Consider the following 17,178-nt stretch of genomic DNA (forward strand, 5'->3'; position numbering starts at 1 on the left):
TATCGCTTAAGCAGACAATGTAATGAGATTACGGCCTTGCATTTCAGCAGGCACAGGAATCTGCATTAAGTTCAGAATGGTCGGTGCAACATCAGCAAGCACGCCACCTTCTGCAATCGTTGCTTGGGTTGGACCCACATAAATAAAAGGAACAAGCTCTGTTGTATGCTGAGTATGAACCTGACCACTTTCATAATCTTGCATTTGTTCAACATTACCGTGGTCAGCCGTAATAAGCATATGGCCTTTTTTCGCCATTACAGCTTCGTATACACGACCTAAACATGTATCAACTGCTTCAACAGCCTTAACTGCAGCATCAAATACGCCTGTATGACCGACCATATCACCATTGGCATAGTTCACAACAAGTAAGTCGTACTCACCCGAGTTAATTGCTTTGACTAGCTCATCAGTTACTTCATAAGCACTCATTTCAGGCTTTAAGTCATATGTCGCAACGTTTGGCGATGGAATTAGAATTCGCTTCTCACCTGGATATTCGTCTTCACGACCACCACTAAAGAAGAAAGTCACATGGGCATATTTCTCAGTTTCAGCAATACGTAATTGTGTTTTACCTAAAGAAGATAAATATTCACCAAGCGAGTTCTTTAACTCTTCAGGCATATATGCCACAGGTGCATCAATACTTGCCTGATAACGCGTCAACATGACAAATTTAGAAAGGTTCGGTACAACTTTACGCTCAAAACCTGCGAAATCTTTTTCAACAAACGCACGCGTAATTTCACGGGCACGGTCAGCACGGAAATTCATAAATACAACGCTATCGCCATCTTGAACTTTAGCGATCTCACCAATACGGGTTGCTTTTACAAACTCATCATTTTCATTTGCAGCATATGCAAGCTCTAAGCCTTCAACCGCAGTAGTTGCAGTACGAACAGCTTCACCTTCCGTTAATAAACGGTAAGCCTGCTCAACACGATCCCAACGGTTATCACGATCCATTGCAAAATAGCGACCAATCATGGTTGCAATACGGCCCTTGCCTTCATATTGAGCAAATAATGCATCTAATTTTTCTAAAGACGGCTGAGCACTGCGTGGAGGTGTATCACGGCCATCAAGGAACGCGTGTAAGTAAACTTTTGCACCGCGTTTTAATGCAAGCTCACACATCGCCACAATATGATCTTCATGTGAGTGAACACCGCCTTCAGAGAGTAGGCCCATAATATGAACTGCGCCACCCGCTACTTTTGCTTTTTCTACGGCATCAACCAATACTTCGTGCTCAAAAAAAGCACCAGTACGAATATCTTTAGTAATACGTGTGAAGTCTTGGTATAACACTCGGCCAGCGCCAAGGTTCATGTGACCAACTTCAGAGTTACCCATTTGTCCATCAGGTAAACCAACATCTTCACCAGAACCAGAAATGAGACTATTTGGATGCTTTGCTTTCATTGCAGTTAAATTCGGGGTTTTTGCTGCAAGAAAAGCATTATCTTCAATCGCTTCACGGTGTCCAACACCATCCATAATGACCAGAACGTGAGGGATCTTGCCAGCAGTTGCATCCGTCATAATCAATTTCTCTTTTGTCTACAATTTCATCGCAATATCTTACCGAATTTTCGGTGAAGACTCTATTTTTTCCTATGGCTTTCCCCAATGCTCCTCATTGAGAAAGCCATTCATATACTTTCAATTTAACGGGCCCGATAAAGCAAATAACTTCCGGCACCAAACATTAAAATAATAGGCATGAGTACAAACCAAGCTGGTGAAGGCGCGTATACCAAACTTGCGTAGCCCAAGAAGTCTTGTAAATAATAAAAGCCTAAACCAATGAAGAGTGCGATCACCAAACGGAAACCCATCGACTGTTGACGTAGTGGACCAAAAATAAAAGAACAAGCCACTAATACAAGAGTAATGAGTGAAAATGGAGAAGCGACTTTTTGCCAAAAAGCTAATTGGTAAGTTTTCGGTACTTGGCTATATTCGTCCATATAGCGCATAAAACTAATCAGCTGACTTGGAGACAAGTCCTCAGGGTCTAAAGTCACCATGTGTACATATTTAGGCTGTAGAGCCAAACCTAAAGACTGCTGATCATGATTATTTAGTATCGAATTACCATCTGTAAGAATGTCCATCTGGCTGGCTTTTTGTAAAGTCCATTGACCATCCTGGATAAACTTTCCTTGCTCTGCATTAATTAAAGACTGTAAATGGTAGTCTTTGTTAAAGTCTACGACCTGGATATCTCTTAAATTTCCTTGTGAGTTCGCATAATCAATATAAATAAAACGTTGCCCTTCTCGTGACCAATAGCCTTTCACTTCACCTAAAGCAGCAACTGATCGATGGCTTTTGACACTTTGCGCTTTCTCATTTGTATAGGGAACAACCCACTCACTTAGAGCAAAAGATAAAACAATAAGTAGCAAAGCTGAGCGCATAACCCAACCTACAATACGCCATAAGCTAATCCCGACCGAACGCATCACGATCAGCTCACTATTGGATGCTAAAGCGCCTAACCCAATCACAGCGCCAATTAAGGCCGAGATAGGTAAAATTTCATATAGATAGCGAGGGGCACCCCATAACACATAGATAAAAGCTTGCCATGCATTATAGTCAGGTTTTAGCTCACCTAATTCACCCAGATAAGTAAACAGGATTTGCAAAACAGACAAAACAATGGTGGTACCAAACATTGCGAGCGCAGTGGTTTTCGTCACATATTTGGCGACTATTCGACGTGCTAACATTATAATTTCACTCGCTTAATCTGTTTCTTGATTTTCGGCCCTAATTTCTGCTTACGTGAAAATAAGGCAGCTGCGATTGCATAAACCAATAAAGCCACTGGATAAGCCCAAATATCCAGTTCTCCTTTACTTATACGAGTTTTAATTGCAATCATGAGTACGATCAAACTCGCGAAAATAAAGATAGATGGAATAAGACGATAATAACGACCTTGTCGCGGGCTTACTTCCGACAATGCCACAGATAGCATCAAGGCAATAATAATGGTAAACGGACCAAATAAGCGCCAGCCCAACTCACTTCTTACGACCGGATCATTTGCTTTAGAAAATAGTTTTGATGTGGAAAGTGCTTCTACATCGCCACTCTCAAACTTAACATCTTTGTCATTTTCTAAACGTAGACGATAAGACTGGAACTCTGCTTGTGTATATTTTGGTTGTCCCGGGAATATTTCATAGCGACGACCTTGAACGAGATCAACGACATTGGCGGTGTCATTTGCAACTTCTACACGAGTCGCCTCTTTTGCCAAAATCATGACATCTGGCTTGCCTTCTTTGGCTGCACGCTGATAAAAGAAAATATCTTTAAGGTTTTTTCGATCTTCCGACAATGAACCTGCATAAATCGTATAAGGTCCAGAAGAAATAAACTCTCTTGGTCGCACCAAGTCAAACCCTGTACGCACTGCTTGGGTTGTAGTTAATTTTTCGAATTCACGAAGTCCCCACGGCGTCATCCAAAGCATAAGTACGGACTGACACACCATATAAACCAGTGTCATTGGAATAAGTAAGCGCGCTAACTGATGACGACTTACCCCACTACCATTCAATACGGCCATTTCATGGTCAACATATAAACGACCAAACACCAACATTAAACCAATAAAAAACCCAAGTGGTAAAATGAGGGTTAGAAATTCAGGTAAACGATATCCAATGATGCTAAACAAGATACTGGCATCTAGCCGCCCCTGTGCCGCCACACCAAAGTATTTGATCAGACGACCACCCATCATGATTAAGGTCAATAATGCAATGACCACCAATGAGGTAGAGACAACTTGCTTGACGAGATAACGCCGAATAATCAAATTAATACTTCCAAAAGGCTAATCGGGACGAACGCTAGTTTACCCGAATGTTAAAAATATAAAACCGCACATTGCAACGCTATGCTTGAAAGTGTTTCAATGTTTTAATCCAACATAACTTTCTATAGGCAATCACGGCAGCCATGAAATTTACAACTTATACAACTTTTCCTGAACAAACATCTAATGAATCTTTGTGGATTTTAGTTGATTCAGAACAGCTACAAAGCAATCTCAATACATATCAAATCAATAATCTAGAAAGTATTCTTACAGCAACTCAATTTAAAGCCAACTTCAATGAAACGTTGCCATTATTTGGTCAACTTAGCACTCAGCCCCATAGCCAATTACTTGGTTTAGGAAAAGCAGCTGAACTTCAAGCAGCTAAGTTAGCAAAATTGGCGCAAACCATTATCAAGTCGGCACAAAATAAATTTAAGCATATCGCAATTGATATTGCTGCGTTACCTGTCGAATACCATTATTTATTTGCATTAAGCTTAACTCAAGCAGCTTATGGTTATGATGAGTTTAAATCGAAAAAAAATGAATTTGTGTTACAACAAGTTGATTTAATTAGCTCACAAACCAGCCTTGATGAAAATCAACTCGCTTTAGTACATGCCGTACAATCTGGTCAGTCTTATGCTCGTGACTTAGGAAACCGACCAGGTAACATCTGTTTCCCTGAATATCTGGCAGAACAGGCATTAGCTTTAGCTGCAGAATTCCCAGACTTACTTAAAGTCACTGTCTTAAATGAGCAACAAATGGCTGATTTAGGCATGTATGCATTTCTTGCAGTCAGCAAAGGGTCCGAGCGTCCGGGCCGTATTGTGACTCTTGAATACCAAGCACAACTTGAACAAGCTCCTGTCGTACTTGTCGGTAAAGGCGTAACCTTTGATACAGGCGGTATTTCTTTAAAACCAGGGCTTGGCATGGATGAAATGAAGTTTGATATGTGTGGTGCAGCTTCTGTACTCGGCACAATCCGTGCTTTATGTGAGGCACGTCTTCCAATCCATGTTGTGGGTGCGATTGCAGCTGCGGAAAATATGCCTTCAGGTAAAGCAACTCGCCCAGGCGACATTGTAACAACCATGAGTGGTCAGACCGTTGAAATTTTAAACACTGACGCTGAAGGCCGTTTGGTCCTTTGCGACACCTTAACGTATATCAAACGTTTCAATCCGGCAGTTGTGATTGATATCGCAACATTAACTGGTGCTTGCGTAGTTGCGTTAGGTAAAGTACTGAGTGGTTTATTCTCTCCGGACGATACTTTGGCAGCTGAACTCCAACAAGCTGGTGAGCAGTCATTTGACCGTGTATGGCGCATGCCAGTGATTGATGATTATCAAGAACTATTGGACTCTCCTTTTGCAGACATCGCTAACATTGGTGGACCACACGGCGGCGCAATTACAGCAGCCTGCTTCCTTGAGCGTTTTACTCGTGACTATCGCTGGGCTCACTTAGATGTTGCCGGAACAGCATGGTTATCAGGCTCAGCAAAAGGCGCAACTGGTCGTCCAGTACCGCTACTTATGCAATTCTTGGCTAACCGTGTAAGTACGAATGGCTAAAGTTAGCTTTTATCTGTTTGAAACCAGTGAAGAACGGCAAGTCGATAGTGCTTGCCGTTTATGTCGAAAAATTTTACTGAAGCATTCACAAATCTGGTGGTATTGCCCAGATGTGCAGTTACAACAAACACTTGATGAAAAATTGTGGAGCTTTGATCCGACCAGCTTTATTGCTCATGGCGTTGATCAGGTAGATGCAGCAGTATGTATTTCGGCTAAACAACCTTCTGAACAAGGTTGGCTGGTATTTAATTTTAACAATCATGCACTTGAACAAGTGAATCATTTTAGCCACATTATAGAAATTGTTGAAAATAATGAAGCAGCCAAGCAAATTGGCCGAGAAAAATTTAAAATGTATCGTCGTTTAGGTATAGAACCTCGAACCTTTAAATTATAACGCGCTAAAATGTAAATACTGTTGAGCAAAGGAGAACTGTGGTGGCATTAAATGTCGGGCAAGATTTTAAAAAAAGATGGTTAAATGCGCCTGAAGCTGTCCGTCATGCTTATCAACAGGATTTGGCTCGTATTTGTGATTTATTAGAGCCTCAGACCCCTATTCAACTATGGGTTTTAAATGACGAAAAAGCGCAATTAGAATCACAACAAAATATTGAAAAGGCATATGCTGACTTAAAGGCAGAGTTAATCGAGCAAGCACGAATTCGTCGCCAGCTTGCTTTAGAAAAAGCTCTTGCAGATAAGCGCGCAAAGGAAGCAGCTTATGCTGCTGAATTACAAGCTGACGAAGTTCGTAAATTTAGTGAACAAACGGAAGCTTTGCAGGCTTTACGCAGTCATTTAGAACAAGAAGTTGCTGAACAAACTGCACGTTATCAGAAAAACCCTGAAACGCCAGCAATTGACTATTCTTCTGGTGCAAAACTTAGCATTACTGACGATCAGATCTTATCTGAGCTTGAAAGTGTACGCGTTCGCCTAGAACTTGAAGCTGAAAGCTTAATTGAACAGGCAGTAACAGTTTTCCGTGCCAAACTGCATGCTGCGGCTCAAGAAGAAATTGAATATATTTTAAAGAATTCTAACTTTTCTGATGAAAAAATAGAAAAGTAAAGTTTTAATATTCTTCCTGTCATAAAAATGACATTTAATTGTCACAAAATGGTCATGCATAATATTCTTATGGTTCAAGCAATTATAAGAATAAGTCATGATTATTTATGAAAATTAATGAGGGTAAGAAATGGACATTCCGCATCAGATTTCAACGCAAATTGAGCAACTTAATCAAGGCGAGCAATGGACCTTCTCAGCACAAGAACTTTATATGAGTCATAACGACTTTAATTCGCTTTCAATCTTACTCACACGAGCATCGGAAAAAGGCGAATTTTCAATTACACGCACTCAGCATAATAAACCTTGGGTCGGTACACACTCAGTTACTCTCACCAAGCATTAATTTTTAAAATAAAAAACCGGAACGTATGTCCGGTTTTTTTATTTTGGCAATTTAAAAGTTTATTTTAAAAAACCATTTTCAGCTAAGAAAGCCATACTAATATTTGATTCGGTTTTCTGTTCAGCAGCTTTATCACCTAGTAATAAACGCTCGATATAACGTGCTAAAACATCAACTTCAAGGTTGACCTTGCTACCCACTTGCCACGTTCCAATATTAGTACGCTCTGCTGTGTGTGGGATGAGGTTTAAACTTAAAATATTACCGCGTAAATGATTAATCGTTAAGCTAATACCATCTACAGTTACTGAACCCTTCTCTGCCAGATATTTAGCAAGTTCTACAGGCGCAGTCACTTCAAAATAAATTGAGCGAGCATCTTCACGTACTAGGGTAATTTCACCTACACCATCAACGTGACCACTTACAATGTGTCCACCAAAGCGGGTAGTCGGTAACATGGCTTTTTCCACATTGACACGTTGACCAACTTTCCAGTTACCCAAAGTCGTGCGGTTTAAACTTTCACGAGATACATCAGCCGCATACCAGTTATCACCCCACTCAATCACTGTGAGGCAAATCCCGTTAGTTGCAATTGAGTCACCCAAATGTACATCAGACATATCCAAATCGGTTTGAATACGTAAACGCACATCGCCACCTACACTTTGCAGGCTTTCTACTTTACCTAAACTTTCAATAATGCCTGTAAACATGGCTCAATCTCCAAATCTTTTACACTGCTTAAATTGCAGCGCTTACCAAAGTGCGAGCTGCGTACTGTTACCTGAAGTATCTACACCACCTAGCTCGGCGAAGTGGTAAAGCTGGCCTAACAATTGACGTAACGGTGGTCCTGGTTTGGCATGAGTATCTGTAATCACAATAAACTCAAGCACACGTGCACGCTCTGACTGACGTTGTTTACTTACGCGATAACGTGGAACATCTTGAGTAAGTAAAGTCACTTTTCCACGTTCCAGATTGGCCATCAGTAAATCTTTCGGCTCAATGTTACCATCGGTCGAATAACTGGTCAGAATATAACGTGCATTGATGGTTGAAAGTAATTTTTCATACGCATCTTTTGCATGTTTAGAAGAGTTGTATGGACTTGGACGCTCTTTACGCCATGCACGGTCAATACCACTCTTATAACCCTTAGTGTCTGGTGGCGGTAGGTCGACTTGATCCCATAACGTCAATGCATTTAAAACGTGATAGTTACTACTGTAAGCATGCTGATTATAAGGTGGGTCAAGATAGGCTACATCTACTTCAAAACCGCTCATTTGATTTGCTAGATGCTGAGCATCTACACACCACATTTCAGCAGCAGGGCGTTTACGATCGCCAATCTCACAGAAACGGCTCGGTGTTAACCAAAGTAATGATTCAATCCGCTCTAACGCTGTTTGTGTACGTCCGCCCCACCCTTGGTGGAAGCTTTTAAATACACCACTAGTATTACTCACAAAACTTGCCGAATAGAGTAATGGCGCAAGCAAGGCACTCATTTCTACATCATTAATTGCACCTTGCGCTTGCCATGTGGCAATTTGCTGGCGAATCGCATCGATGCGCATACCATTGCGACGTTTAAAGAATAAACGGTCACGGGATGGATCATAGACATCATCATTACGAGGGCAAAGATTGTGTGTTACCCAGCCTTTAACCTCGGGTAAGCGGTTTAAATAATCAATCGCTTTCTGATAGCCACCCAACTCTTTAAAAGCAGGTGCATCGACACACGCTAAAATTGCATGATTTAAAGCATGACTATAAGGTTCCCAATCATTGGCAATGACACGGTATCCATTTTGACGTGCTAAACGAGAAACCACCCCACTGCCTGCAAAAAAGTCGGCAAAAATCGGGGGGTTCTTTTTCTTGCTATTCAGCGTCCCTGTGATTTCCAGAGCTTCTAAAATCAAGTGGAGCAATCGGCGCTTGTTGCCCAAATACGGGACAAGCTGATGGAAAAGATATTCGTCTGTCGTGCGGGCTGCATGACGACGTTTGTGGTATACCGAAGGCTCTGAATTCATACTTTCTCTTGCGTAGGGATTAACCTTAAGCGTATATCTTGATCAAGTTGTGTTACATCAAGAAGTTTAAAACGAAGTTGCTGTGCCATATATTCGAAATCTGCATTGAACATGGCTCTTGCACTTTGGCCCAATAAAGTTGGAGCCACATAACTGATCATTTCATCAATCAAGCCTTCTTGCAAAAAGGCACTTGATAATGTCGCGCCAGCCTCGATCAGCACATCATAAATTTGGTATTGCTTAGATAAGGTCTGTAATAACGTTTTTAAAGGTTGAATTTCTAATTGTATCACGCCTAAGTCAGCAAGTTCCTGACGATATGGCCCCATCACCATGACAGTTTCAGGATTTTCTAATATTTTAGCGGTGAGCGGTAAACGTCCTCTCCGATCTAGAATTACTCGTTTTGGCTGAGCAACCGTCTCGATATCAATATTATGGAGTGAACGTACATTAAGCTGGCAATCATCAGCAATTACAGTTTCAATACCTGTAATCACGGCGCCTGAAATGGCACGCCAATGTTGGACATCTTGACGGGCAGCAGAACCTGTAATCCACTTCGACTCACCAGATGCCATTGCAGTACGTCCATCTAGACTAGAGGCTACTTTTAAACGTACATATGGCATGCCCGTAGACATCGCTTTTAAAAAGCCTTGATTAAGTTTAGCGGCTAAGTCTTCACAAATACCGATTTCTACTTCGATACCGGCATTTTTTAATATCTGAACACCTTTACCTGCAACAAGCGGGTTTGGGTCGGGACATGCCACAACCACTTTTTTAACTTGGGCTTTCACCAATGCTTCGGCACAAGGAGGGGTTCGTCCATAATGAGCACACGGCTCAAGCGTCACATAAGCAGTTGCACCTTGTGCCTGTTCACCCGCCTCACGTAAGGCAAAAACTTCAGCGTGTGGCTGACCAGCTTTAGGGTGAAAACCTTCACCAATCACCTGATTATCTTTGACGATGACACAACCAACATTTGGATTAGGCTTGGTCGAATAGAGTCCTCGTTTGGCAAGTTCAATGGCTTGCTGCATCCAGTATTGATCTTGTTTTAACTCAGACATAAAAATCTCAAATGATTAGTGCTCACGTTGTTGCATTTGCTCAATTTGGCGGCGAAACGCTTCAACATCCTGAAAGTCTTGATAAACCGAAGCAAAACGAACATAGGCAACGTGGTCAAGTGCAAATAAAGATTGCATGACAATCTCACCAATCGTTCTGGATTTCACATCACGCTCACCCAAACGGCGAATTTGCAACTGAATATCGCTGAGAACCGTCTCGATCTGCTCTTGTGTCACTGGACGTTTTTGCAAAGCATGCATAAGCGAACGACGTAGCTTCGCCTCATCGAACGGTTCATTTTTTCCATTCGATTTGATCACACGGGGCATCACCACTTCATAGCTTTCAAAAGTGGTAAAACGTTCACCGCAACTTACACACTCACGACGTCGACGAATCTGACAGCCTTCTGCGGCTAGACGCGAATCGATGACTTTACTATCTGCGGCGTTGCAAAATGGACAATGCATAGCGGACTTAATAGGGTCAATTACTTTGACCTAGTGTAGCAAAATTTCTACACTTACAGAACCAGCATTCTATGAGACAAAAAAACAGTCCTGTCCGAGATCAAAGCATCGCTTTGATCACAGCACAAGACTGTTTTTGATATAAGTATTATTAGTGATTATTCAATACGTTCGCCATGTTGGCTTAAGTCCAGACCCATACGTTCATCATCGGAATTAACACGAAGTCCAATGATAAGGTCAATCACTTTAAGAATAATGAAAGTTGCGATACCACTGTAAACCATTGTCGCAAGCACACCTTCGACTTGTACCCACAACTGACCAGCGAATGTTGGCGCTAATGCTACGTTGGCTGCCTTAATGATTTCATCACTATAAAATACGCCAGTTAAAATCGCACCGACAATACCACCTACAGCGTGTAAACCAAACGCATCCAAAGCATCATCTGCTTTAAGTAAGCGTTTAAGTGCCGTAATACCCCAGAAGCAGACTACGCCACCAATAAGGCCCATTACTAAAGCTCCGCCTACCCCAACAAAACCAGCTGCAGGCGTAATCACAACTAAACCAGCAACAGCTCCAGACGCACCGCCCAATACAGAAGCTTTACCACGGATCATACGTTCTACTACCAACCAAGAGAACGCAGCAGCAGCGGCAGCAACTTGAGTCACTAAAATTGCCATACTTGCACGAGCACCAGCACCTAAAGCACTACCACCGTTAAAGCCGAACCAACCCACCCAAAGTAAACTTGCACCGATTACAGTTAAAGTTAAGTTATGTGGTGCCATAGATTCACGGCCAAGGCCAATACGTTTACCAAGCATATAAGCAGCAACTAGGCCTGCAACACCGGAGTTAATGTGTACAACCGTACCGCCAGCGAAATCTAATGCACCTGCTTTAAATAACCAGCCATCTGCCGCCCACACCCAGTGAGTAATTGGCGCATAAACTACAAGTACCCAAATTGCAATGAATGCCATGAAAGCTGAATATTTCATACGGTCAGCAATCGAGCCACTCAAAATTGCGACAGTAATGATGGCGAAAGTCATTTGGAAAATAACAAAGAGGCTTTCAGGAATTGTCCCACTTAGTGCATCAAAAGCGACGCCATTGAGCATTGCTTTAGACAAATCACCAAAGTATGCACCTGTGCCAGAGAACGCGATTGAATAACCTGCAATCACCCAGAGCAAACTTACTAAAATTGCAGCAGAAAGGCTAAACATCATAGTGCTTAAGACATTTTTCTTACGGACCATACCACCGTAAAATAACGCCAAGCCTGGAATTGTCATCAACAGAACCAAAGCTGTTGAAATTAAAATCCAAGATGTATCACCGGTATCGAGTTTTGCAGTCGGTGTCGGAGCGGCCGGAGTTTCCTCAGCTGCTGGTGCCGCTGCAATTGTTGCAGGAGCTTCAGACGTTGATGTTGCTGTAACCTCAGATGTTGGTGTTGTTACAGTCTCTTCTGCCCAAGCGGCAGTACCACCAAAAAGTGCGCCGGTTAAACTCAGCGCCATAAGCATTTTTTTCATTCGTGTCCCCCAACCTCATTTGCGAGCTATTTATTGCTCAGCAAGCTTTGTGCCAATTTAGACAGCATCTGGTCCTGTTTCACCTGTACGGATACGGATGACTTGTTCCAGATTAGTCACAAAAATCTTACCGTCGCCGATTTTTCCAGTGCTTGCCACACGTGTAATTGACTCAATTACCGCGTCGACCATTTCATCACTAATCGCAATTTCGATTTTTACTTTAGGTAAGAAATCAACCACATACTCAGCGCCGCGGTAAAGTTCTGTATGTCCTTTTTGACGACCAAAACCTTTAACTTCAGTTACGGTAATCCCTTGTACACCAATGTCAGAGAGTGCTTCACGCACATCATCCAATTTAAACGGTTTTACAATTGCAGTTACAAGCTTCATGTTTGTTTCCTTCGGCTTCTTTTCACCAGTAAGGTTTTATGTTCAATTTTCATGCCAATATTTCAAAGGTTGGAGGATATGAATCTTTTGCATGAGCTTTCTTTATAACCTATTTAGTTATCAAGATGTAGATGAGCAACTAAAAATAAAATGAATTTTCAGTCCTGTTTTTATTTCAATTTATCGTTATGACATGGCTAAAAGCCAAGAAGCCTATATCCTAGATTCAAGCAGTGTTAAACTGGCGAGCATAAGGTAATACAACAGTTTGGATATCTCATGCTAGAAACTCTATTACAGGCCATCTTGGAACAAATTGACGAGCCTAAAAAAGATTTAGAAAAAAACTTACGTGCATTATTAAATGAAACTGTCGAGAAATTAGATCTTGTCTCTAAACAAGAAATCGAAAGACAAAAAACAGCCCTTCATTTAGCCAATCAACGTTTAGAAGCGCTACAAAAACAAGTCAGTCTATTAGAAGAAGCTTTAAAGAATAAAAAATAAGCACCAACGTAGCGCACTTATACTTTACAACGATTAAAAATGAAGCACCATAATGGAACAATAAGATGTCTTTTTCTAAAATTTATACTCGGGGACTTTTAGGATTACATGCGCCTCTCATTGAGGTTGAGGTGCATGTGAGTCAAGGCTTACCCTCTCTGACTATTGTAGGCTTAGCTGAAGCAGCAGTTAGGGAAAGTAAGGATAGGGTTCGCTCAGCTATTATTAACAGTGGATTTCAATTTCCAACTAAGCGGCTGACCATTAATCTTGCTCCTGCAGATTTGCCCAAAGATGGTTCACGGCTAGATTTACCAATTGCTTTAGGCATCTTAATTGCCTCTGGTCAACTTCCGGAAAACTGCACAGAAGACTTTGAATTTATTGGAGAGTTAGCTCTAGACGGTCATGTAAGACCTGTGTCAGGCGCCTTAACTTTAGCAATGGCATGCCAGCAAGCTCAGCATAAAATCGTTTTACCAGTCGATAATAGCCAAGATATTAGCCATTTACCTAATCTTGAGTGTTATCCGGTTAATCATTTAAAAGAGGTGTGCGAGCACTTTTTAGGCACACAAAAGCTAGCTCACGCACAGCCAAGTGCCCATTCAAATGAAATGCCCTATAAATTTGATCTTGCAGATGTTAAAGGTCAGCTACGCCCACGGCGTGCACTAGAAATTGCTGCCGCTGGGGGACATTCCCTGCTCTTTAAAGGACCACCAGGCACAGGTAAAACTTTATTGGCCTCACGCCTGCCTTCCATTTTACCGCCACTTTCTACTCAAGAAACTCTTGAAGTTGCAAGTATTTATTCTATTTCAAATACACCGCATACTTTTGGGCAGCGTCCATTTCGCGCGCCCCACCATACAGCATCAGCAATTGCACTGGTTGGGGGCGGTTCACACCCTAAACCGGGTGAAATTACTTTATCTCATTTAGGTGTTCTATTTTTAGATGAACTGGATATTTCCCTAACTCTATAATTTCGTCAAAAAGAAAAAGAACTGAATTTTCATCACATTGAACAAAAAATAAACAGAAATAATTTTGATAATTGTCAAAATTAACTGAGGACTTTTTTGGGCTTTGACAATGAGATTCTCTAAGCTAAAAAACTATGAGCTTGATGAAATTTTAAGTTCAAGTTTTCAACAACATTGGAAAAATACTATCGAAAAAGAGAAGTTTTTGAGATTCGATGTAGTATTCAATATTTATAGATCTTTCATTGATATAACTGAGCATGAAAAAAATAAACCTTTTGATTTAAAAGATATTGAATGCATTGATTCTCACTTCAAAATGCTTATTGGTTTTATGTATTGTGAGTTTGATGGTAAATATGAAACAAAATATAAATATGCAAAAATATTTTTAAAACTTTTTATTGAAATTTTCAAAGAAAAATTTACGCTACACAATTCAAAATTTAGTTCAATATGTGAATCTAAAAATGTAGAGGACTATATTAAACATTATTTACATTCAAGAAAAAATTTAGAGAAAATCGAATACTATAAAGGATGGTATGTAAATTGTTCTGAAGGCCATACACTTTATATTAATTTAACCAATATATATAAAAGCTACGGCAAAATATACACATCATCGCTCCTAGATGTTCTAAAAATAATAACTTCTAAAAGATCAAAGCCCTCATCCAATGTAATTATAATAAACATCCTAAAATTATATAAATATTTTATTGAATTATATCCAAATCTAGAGGATCTAAATAGAAGCTTAAATTCTTTCAATGCATACGATACCATGTGGCTTTGTTGCACAAACCTACCGATAAAGCCTTATTCCGTAATATAATTCGCAAATGAATAAGCCTACACCTAAAATTTATCGTACAAGCAATTGGTCATTCTACAATCGTGCTCTGATAAATCGAGGAAATCTCTCAATTTGGTTTGATCCAAAAACTCAATGGTATGCTCAACCCAAAGGCAAACATGGACGAAATCAAACTTATTCTGACACAGCGATTCAATGCTGTCTGATGATCAAATCCCTATTTCGATTGTCTTTACGTATGGTCACTGGCTTTGTTCAAAGTCTCATTCATCTCTGCAGATTAGATTGGACAGCCCCAGATTATTCCACTCTCTGTAGAAGACAAAAGTATCTTGATATTGCAATTAACTATCAAAAAAACAGTAATGGTCTCCACCTACTCGTCGATTCTACTGGTTTAAAGTTTCTGGGTGAAGGTGAATGGAAACGAAAGAAACATCAGCCTGAATATCGCCGCCAATGGCGTAAATTACATATTGGTATAGATGCTGAAACCCTTCAAATACGGGCAGTTCAGCTCAGCACTAACAATGTGAGTGATTCGCAGGTACTTGGTGATTTACTTGATCAGATTCCACAAGATGAGCAGATTGACTCCGTATATACTGATGGGGCTTATGACACAAAACAATGCCGTCAAGTAATTTCGGATCGGCAAGCACATGCAGTGATTCCACCTAGGAAAAATGCAAAGCCTTGGAAAGATACAAAGATTTGCTCGTTAGAGCGAAATGAGCTGCTTCGAACAGTTAAGCATTTAGGAAGAACCATTTGGAAAAAATGGTCAGGTTATCACCGGCGAAGTTTGGTTGAAACTAAGATGCATTGCATCAAATTATTAGGGGATAAACTCAGTGCGAGAAACTTTCAAAGCCAAGTCAATGAAATACATACACGTGTGGCAATCTTAAATAAGTTTACGGAATTAGGCCGACCTCAAACCCGAGTTGTAACTTAAATTTGGATCTTCTAGGGGAGCTCTATCTTTCAAGCCTTTGTGCAACAAAGCCGTTTGTAGGTGAGTTATATAATCTTGAAAACTTCATTGGCGAATCTGAAGCATATAGTATTTTAGTAAAAATAAAGAAGCACTTAAGAAAAAATAGATTTTCATGTTCACTTTCACATTCTTCTTTTCCACTCCCATCTAATAAGCAAAAAAGATATCCAATCTCAAACGATGTAGCATCTAAAATTTATAAACATGTTACACAGAATCCAAATATAGGTTTACGAATCAGAAATACATGCTTGATTGACTCTTTAGAACAAACTGGTGCTCGAAGACAAGAAATCTTACTTATTAGAGTTGAAGATGTTCGATTGGCCCTTCAAAGCGAGTTAATCTGTCCAATGTTACAGCTAAGGACTCTAAAAACTAGAAAAGAATTGTTTCGTGTTATTCCTGTACCTAAAACCTATCTTCAAAATTTAAGTCTCTATATAAGAAGAATAAGAAAAAAAATAATTGAGAAAACAATCGGATTAAATAATGATCATGGTTATGTTTTCATCTCTCACTCTACAGGAAAACCATTAAGCCCAGATACGTTCACTACTTATATGCATAAATGGGCGAGCGAAATAAATCTTAATGGACAAGCTTTTGCTCACTTATATAGACATAGATTTATCACTGAAAAATTTAAGTGCTTGATTTTAGAGCATCAAATAAACAATCCCGATACATTTCGTCAACTACTAATAAATACTCATAAATTTCAGCAAATTATACAACAATGGACAGGCCATACTTCACTTGAATCTCTAAATGTCTACATTAACTTGGCTTATTCAGATCTTTCAAATATTGATCAGACAATTGAAAATGTTATATCGAAAGTAGATCTTGCTTTAATTACTGAAAAAATTAATATTCTTACTGAATTTATAAATAGCTCAGATTTATCAAGTGAAGAAAAAGTATTTGAAATTACTTTCTCTCTACAAGCATTAGCATCAGATTTGAAGCATATAAAAAAATAGATTTTGATTCTAGACAAAATAATGGACACATAGTCCCTCTAAAGCTAACGTAATGTTAACATTAGAGATGTAGTAATGGCTAAACGCTTTAGTCCTGAATTTAAACAGCAAACAATAGATTATGCGCTTTCAAATTCACATGAGTCTGTAGCTGCAATCGCCCCAAAATTAGAGGTGGGTTGGCTATTCAACATTAGATAAATAATAATTAAAATCAAGCTAATTTTTTCAACACACCACACTTATCTACTGTACATAACCCATCGCAAGTCTTTCTTATTTCTAATAGCTGCTGTATGAGTTTTTGCTGGTTTCGTATATTTTCCTCTACATCGTTAATATGTGAATCGATAAGCTCATTCACATCAGAACAATTTAGATTAGGTAGATCCTTATAATTTAATAATTTTTTGATTTCAGTTAAATTCATATTCAAAGAACGACAG

19 protein-coding genes and 1 pseudogene are annotated in these 17,178 nt (G+C 39.9%); 10 read left to right on the top strand and 10 right to left on the bottom strand.

The genetic code is table 11. The annotated features are described in order from the left end of the window. Nucleotides 1–6: 6 nt before the first annotated feature. From gpmI to lptF, 3 genes are all read right to left on the bottom strand, one after another. Nucleotides 7–1,554 carry a 2,3-bisphosphoglycerate-independent phosphoglycerate mutase gene (gene gpmI / locus R5R67_RS12330; RefSeq protein WP_000128750.1) on the bottom strand — a complete coding sequence of 516 codons (1,548 nt, stop codon included), beginning with the start codon at nucleotides 1,552–1,554 and terminating at the stop codon, nucleotides 7–9. 125 nt (nucleotides 1,555–1,679) lie between these two features. Beyond that, nucleotides 1,680–2,750 (bottom strand): LPS export ABC transporter permease LptG, encoded by a 1,071-nt coding sequence (gene lptG / locus R5R67_RS12335; protein WP_000881094.1) that lies wholly within the window; start codon nucleotides 2,748–2,750, stop codon nucleotides 1,680–1,682. Next, nucleotides 2,750–3,850, bottom strand: a complete 1,101-nt coding sequence (lptF, locus tag R5R67_RS12340) for an LPS export ABC transporter permease LptF (protein ID WP_000586912.1) — start codon at nucleotides 3,848–3,850, stop codon at nucleotides 2,750–2,752. Before lptF ends, lptG begins: the two co-directional genes overlap by 1 nt. A 143-nt stretch (nucleotides 3,851–3,993) precedes the next feature. On the opposite strand from lptF, the gene R5R67_RS12345 reads away from it, so the two are divergent. The 4 genes from R5R67_RS12345 (at nucleotide 3,994) to R5R67_RS12360 (ending at nucleotide 6,868) form a co-directional block, all read left to right on the top strand. Continuing rightward, a complete protein-coding gene (locus R5R67_RS12345; RefSeq protein ID WP_000673449.1) occupies nucleotides 3,994–5,442 on the top strand; it encodes a leucyl aminopeptidase in 1,449 nt (482 codons plus the stop codon). Continuing rightward, nucleotides 5,435–5,842, top strand: coding sequence for a DNA polymerase III subunit chi (locus tag R5R67_RS12350; RefSeq protein WP_001151592.1), 408 nt, complete (start codon nucleotides 5,435–5,437; stop codon nucleotides 5,840–5,842). The genes R5R67_RS12345 and R5R67_RS12350 overlap by 8 nt, the downstream gene beginning before the upstream one ends. Nucleotides 5,843–5,880: 38 nt before the next feature. Then, nucleotides 5,881–6,519, top strand: a complete 639-nt coding sequence (locus tag R5R67_RS12355) for a hypothetical protein (RefSeq protein ID WP_001985629.1) — start codon at nucleotides 5,881–5,883, stop codon at nucleotides 6,517–6,519. A gap of 130 nt (nucleotides 6,520–6,649) precedes the next feature. Then, a complete protein-coding gene (locus tag R5R67_RS12360; RefSeq protein WP_000354154.1) occupies nucleotides 6,650–6,868 on the top strand; it encodes a hypothetical protein in 219 nt (72 codons plus the stop codon). A gap of 59 nt (nucleotides 6,869–6,927) precedes the next feature. Here R5R67_RS12360 and R5R67_RS12365 read toward each other — a convergent pair whose 3' ends face one another. The 6 genes from R5R67_RS12365 to glnK all read right to left on the bottom strand — a co-directional run bounded on the left by R5R67_RS12365 (nucleotide 6,928) and on the right by glnK (nucleotide 12,430). Beyond that, nucleotides 6,928–7,587, bottom strand: coding sequence for a riboflavin synthase (locus R5R67_RS12365; protein WP_000493866.1), 660 nt, complete (start codon nucleotides 7,585–7,587; stop codon nucleotides 6,928–6,930). 42 nt (nucleotides 7,588–7,629) lie between these two features. Then, nucleotides 7,630–8,922, bottom strand: a complete 1,293-nt coding sequence (locus tag R5R67_RS12370; RefSeq protein ID WP_001083669.1) for a DNA adenine methylase — start codon at nucleotides 8,920–8,922, stop codon at nucleotides 7,630–7,632. Beyond that, nucleotides 8,919–10,004: a bifunctional diaminohydroxyphosphoribosylaminopyrimidine deaminase/5-amino-6-(5-phosphoribosylamino)uracil reductase RibD gene (ribD, locus tag R5R67_RS12375; RefSeq protein ID WP_135013340.1), complete on the bottom strand. Its 1,086-nt coding sequence runs from the start codon at nucleotides 10,002–10,004 to the stop codon at nucleotides 8,919–8,921. The genes R5R67_RS12370 and ribD overlap by 4 nt, the downstream gene beginning before the upstream one ends. A 15-nt stretch (nucleotides 10,005–10,019) precedes the next feature. Continuing rightward, on the bottom strand, nucleotides 10,020–10,478 hold the full coding sequence (gene nrdR, locus R5R67_RS12380; protein ID WP_000543541.1) for a transcriptional regulator NrdR: 459 nt from the start codon (nucleotides 10,476–10,478) through the stop codon (nucleotides 10,020–10,022). Nucleotides 10,479–10,636: 158 nt separating this feature from the next. Continuing rightward, nucleotides 10,637–12,034 carry an ammonium transporter gene (locus tag R5R67_RS12385; RefSeq protein ID WP_135013342.1) on the bottom strand — a complete coding sequence of 466 codons (1,398 nt, stop codon included), beginning with the start codon at nucleotides 12,032–12,034 and terminating at the stop codon, nucleotides 10,637–10,639. Nucleotides 12,035–12,091: 57 nt separating this feature from the next. Further along, nucleotides 12,092–12,430 (bottom strand): P-II family nitrogen regulator, encoded by a 339-nt coding sequence (gene glnK, locus R5R67_RS12390; protein ID WP_000780326.1) that lies wholly within the window; start codon nucleotides 12,428–12,430, stop codon nucleotides 12,092–12,094. 279 nt (nucleotides 12,431–12,709) lie between these two features. Here glnK and R5R67_RS12395 point away from each other — a divergent pair, with 279 nt between their 5' ends. The 6 genes and pseudogenes from R5R67_RS12395 to R5R67_RS12420 all read left to right on the top strand — a co-directional run bounded on the left by R5R67_RS12395 (nucleotide 12,710) and on the right by R5R67_RS12420 (nucleotide 16,933). Further along, a complete protein-coding gene (locus R5R67_RS12395) occupies nucleotides 12,710–12,937 on the top strand; it encodes an accessory factor UbiK family protein (RefSeq protein WP_000894500.1) in 228 nt (75 codons plus the stop codon). 65 nt (nucleotides 12,938–13,002) lie between these two features. After that, a pseudogene (locus R5R67_RS12400) lies at nucleotides 13,003–13,905 on the top strand (YifB family Mg chelatase-like AAA ATPase); the annotation flags it as partial. A 130-nt stretch (nucleotides 13,906–14,035) separates the two neighbouring features. After that, nucleotides 14,036–14,764 carry a hypothetical protein gene (locus R5R67_RS12405; RefSeq protein WP_188198993.1) on the top strand — a complete coding sequence of 243 codons (729 nt, stop codon included), beginning with the start codon at nucleotides 14,036–14,038 and terminating at the stop codon, nucleotides 14,762–14,764. 7 nt (nucleotides 14,765–14,771) lie between these two features. Then, on the top strand, nucleotides 14,772–15,704 hold the full coding sequence (locus R5R67_RS12410) for an IS5-like element ISAba40 family transposase (RefSeq protein ID WP_002033903.1): 933 nt from the start codon (nucleotides 14,772–14,774) through the stop codon (nucleotides 15,702–15,704). Between the two features lie 2 nt (nucleotides 15,705–15,706). Next, nucleotides 15,707–16,732, top strand: a complete 1,026-nt coding sequence (locus tag R5R67_RS12415) for a tyrosine-type recombinase/integrase (RefSeq protein WP_158284315.1) — start codon at nucleotides 15,707–15,709, stop codon at nucleotides 16,730–16,732. A gap of 75 nt (nucleotides 16,733–16,807) precedes the next feature. Then, complete coding sequence (locus R5R67_RS12420; RefSeq protein WP_374045608.1) at nucleotides 16,808–16,933, top strand: hypothetical protein; 126 nt, start codon at nucleotides 16,808–16,810, stop codon at nucleotides 16,931–16,933. A gap of 13 nt (nucleotides 16,934–16,946) precedes the next feature. Here R5R67_RS12420 and R5R67_RS12425 read toward each other — a convergent pair. Beyond that, a partial coding sequence (locus tag R5R67_RS12425) for a MerR family DNA-binding protein (RefSeq protein ID WP_318754864.1) occupies nucleotides 16,947–17,178 on the bottom strand: 232 nt, incomplete at its 5' end.

The organism is Acinetobacter sp. OYA S30 (assembly GCF_033599315.1).
Classification (GTDB): Bacteria; Pseudomonadota; Gammaproteobacteria; order Pseudomonadales; family Moraxellaceae; genus Acinetobacter; species Acinetobacter baumannii.

Bases quoted from the DNA above. Each gene is read 5' to 3' on its own strand.
- gpmI (WP_000128750.1), bottom strand. From the start codon at position 1,554: ATGACGGATGCAACTGCTGGCAAGATCCCTCACGTTCTGGTCATTATG.
- lptG (WP_000881094.1), bottom strand. From the start codon at position 2,750: ATGTTAGCACGTCGAATAGTCGCCAAATATGTGACGAAAACCACTGCG.
- R5R67_RS12345 (WP_000673449.1), top strand. From the start codon at position 3,994: ATGAAATTTACAACTTATACAACTTTTCCTGAACAAACATCTAATGAA.
- R5R67_RS12350 (WP_001151592.1), top strand. From the start codon at position 5,435: ATGGCTAAAGTTAGCTTTTATCTGTTTGAAACCAGTGAAGAACGGCAA.
- R5R67_RS12360 (WP_000354154.1), top strand. From the start codon at position 6,650: ATGGACATTCCGCATCAGATTTCAACGCAAATTGAGCAACTTAATCAA.
- R5R67_RS12365 (WP_000493866.1), bottom strand. From the start codon at position 7,587: ATGTTTACAGGCATTATTGAAAGTTTAGGTAAAGTAGAAAGCCTGCAA.
- R5R67_RS12370 (WP_001083669.1), bottom strand. From the start codon at position 8,922: ATGAATTCAGAGCCTTCGGTATACCACAAACGTCGTCATGCAGCCCGC.
- ribD (WP_135013340.1), bottom strand. From the start codon at position 10,004: ATGTCTGAGTTAAAACAAGATCAATACTGGATGCAGCAAGCCATTGAA.
- nrdR (WP_000543541.1), bottom strand. From the start codon at position 10,478: ATGCATTGTCCATTTTGCAACGCCGCAGATAGTAAAGTCATCGATTCG.
- R5R67_RS12385 (WP_135013342.1), bottom strand. From the start codon at position 12,034: ATGAAAAAAATGCTTATGGCGCTGAGTTTAACCGGCGCACTTTTTGGT.
- glnK (WP_000780326.1), bottom strand. From the start codon at position 12,430: ATGAAGCTTGTAACTGCAATTGTAAAACCGTTTAAATTGGATGATGTG.
- R5R67_RS12395 (WP_000894500.1), top strand. From the start codon at position 12,710: ATGCTAGAAACTCTATTACAGGCCATCTTGGAACAAATTGACGAGCCT.
- R5R67_RS12405 (WP_188198993.1), top strand. From the start codon at position 14,036: ATGAGATTCTCTAAGCTAAAAAACTATGAGCTTGATGAAATTTTAAGT.
- R5R67_RS12410 (WP_002033903.1), top strand. From the start codon at position 14,772: ATGAATAAGCCTACACCTAAAATTTATCGTACAAGCAATTGGTCATTC.
- R5R67_RS12420 (WP_374045608.1), top strand. From the start codon at position 16,808: ATGGCTAAACGCTTTAGTCCTGAATTTAAACAGCAAACAATAGATTAT.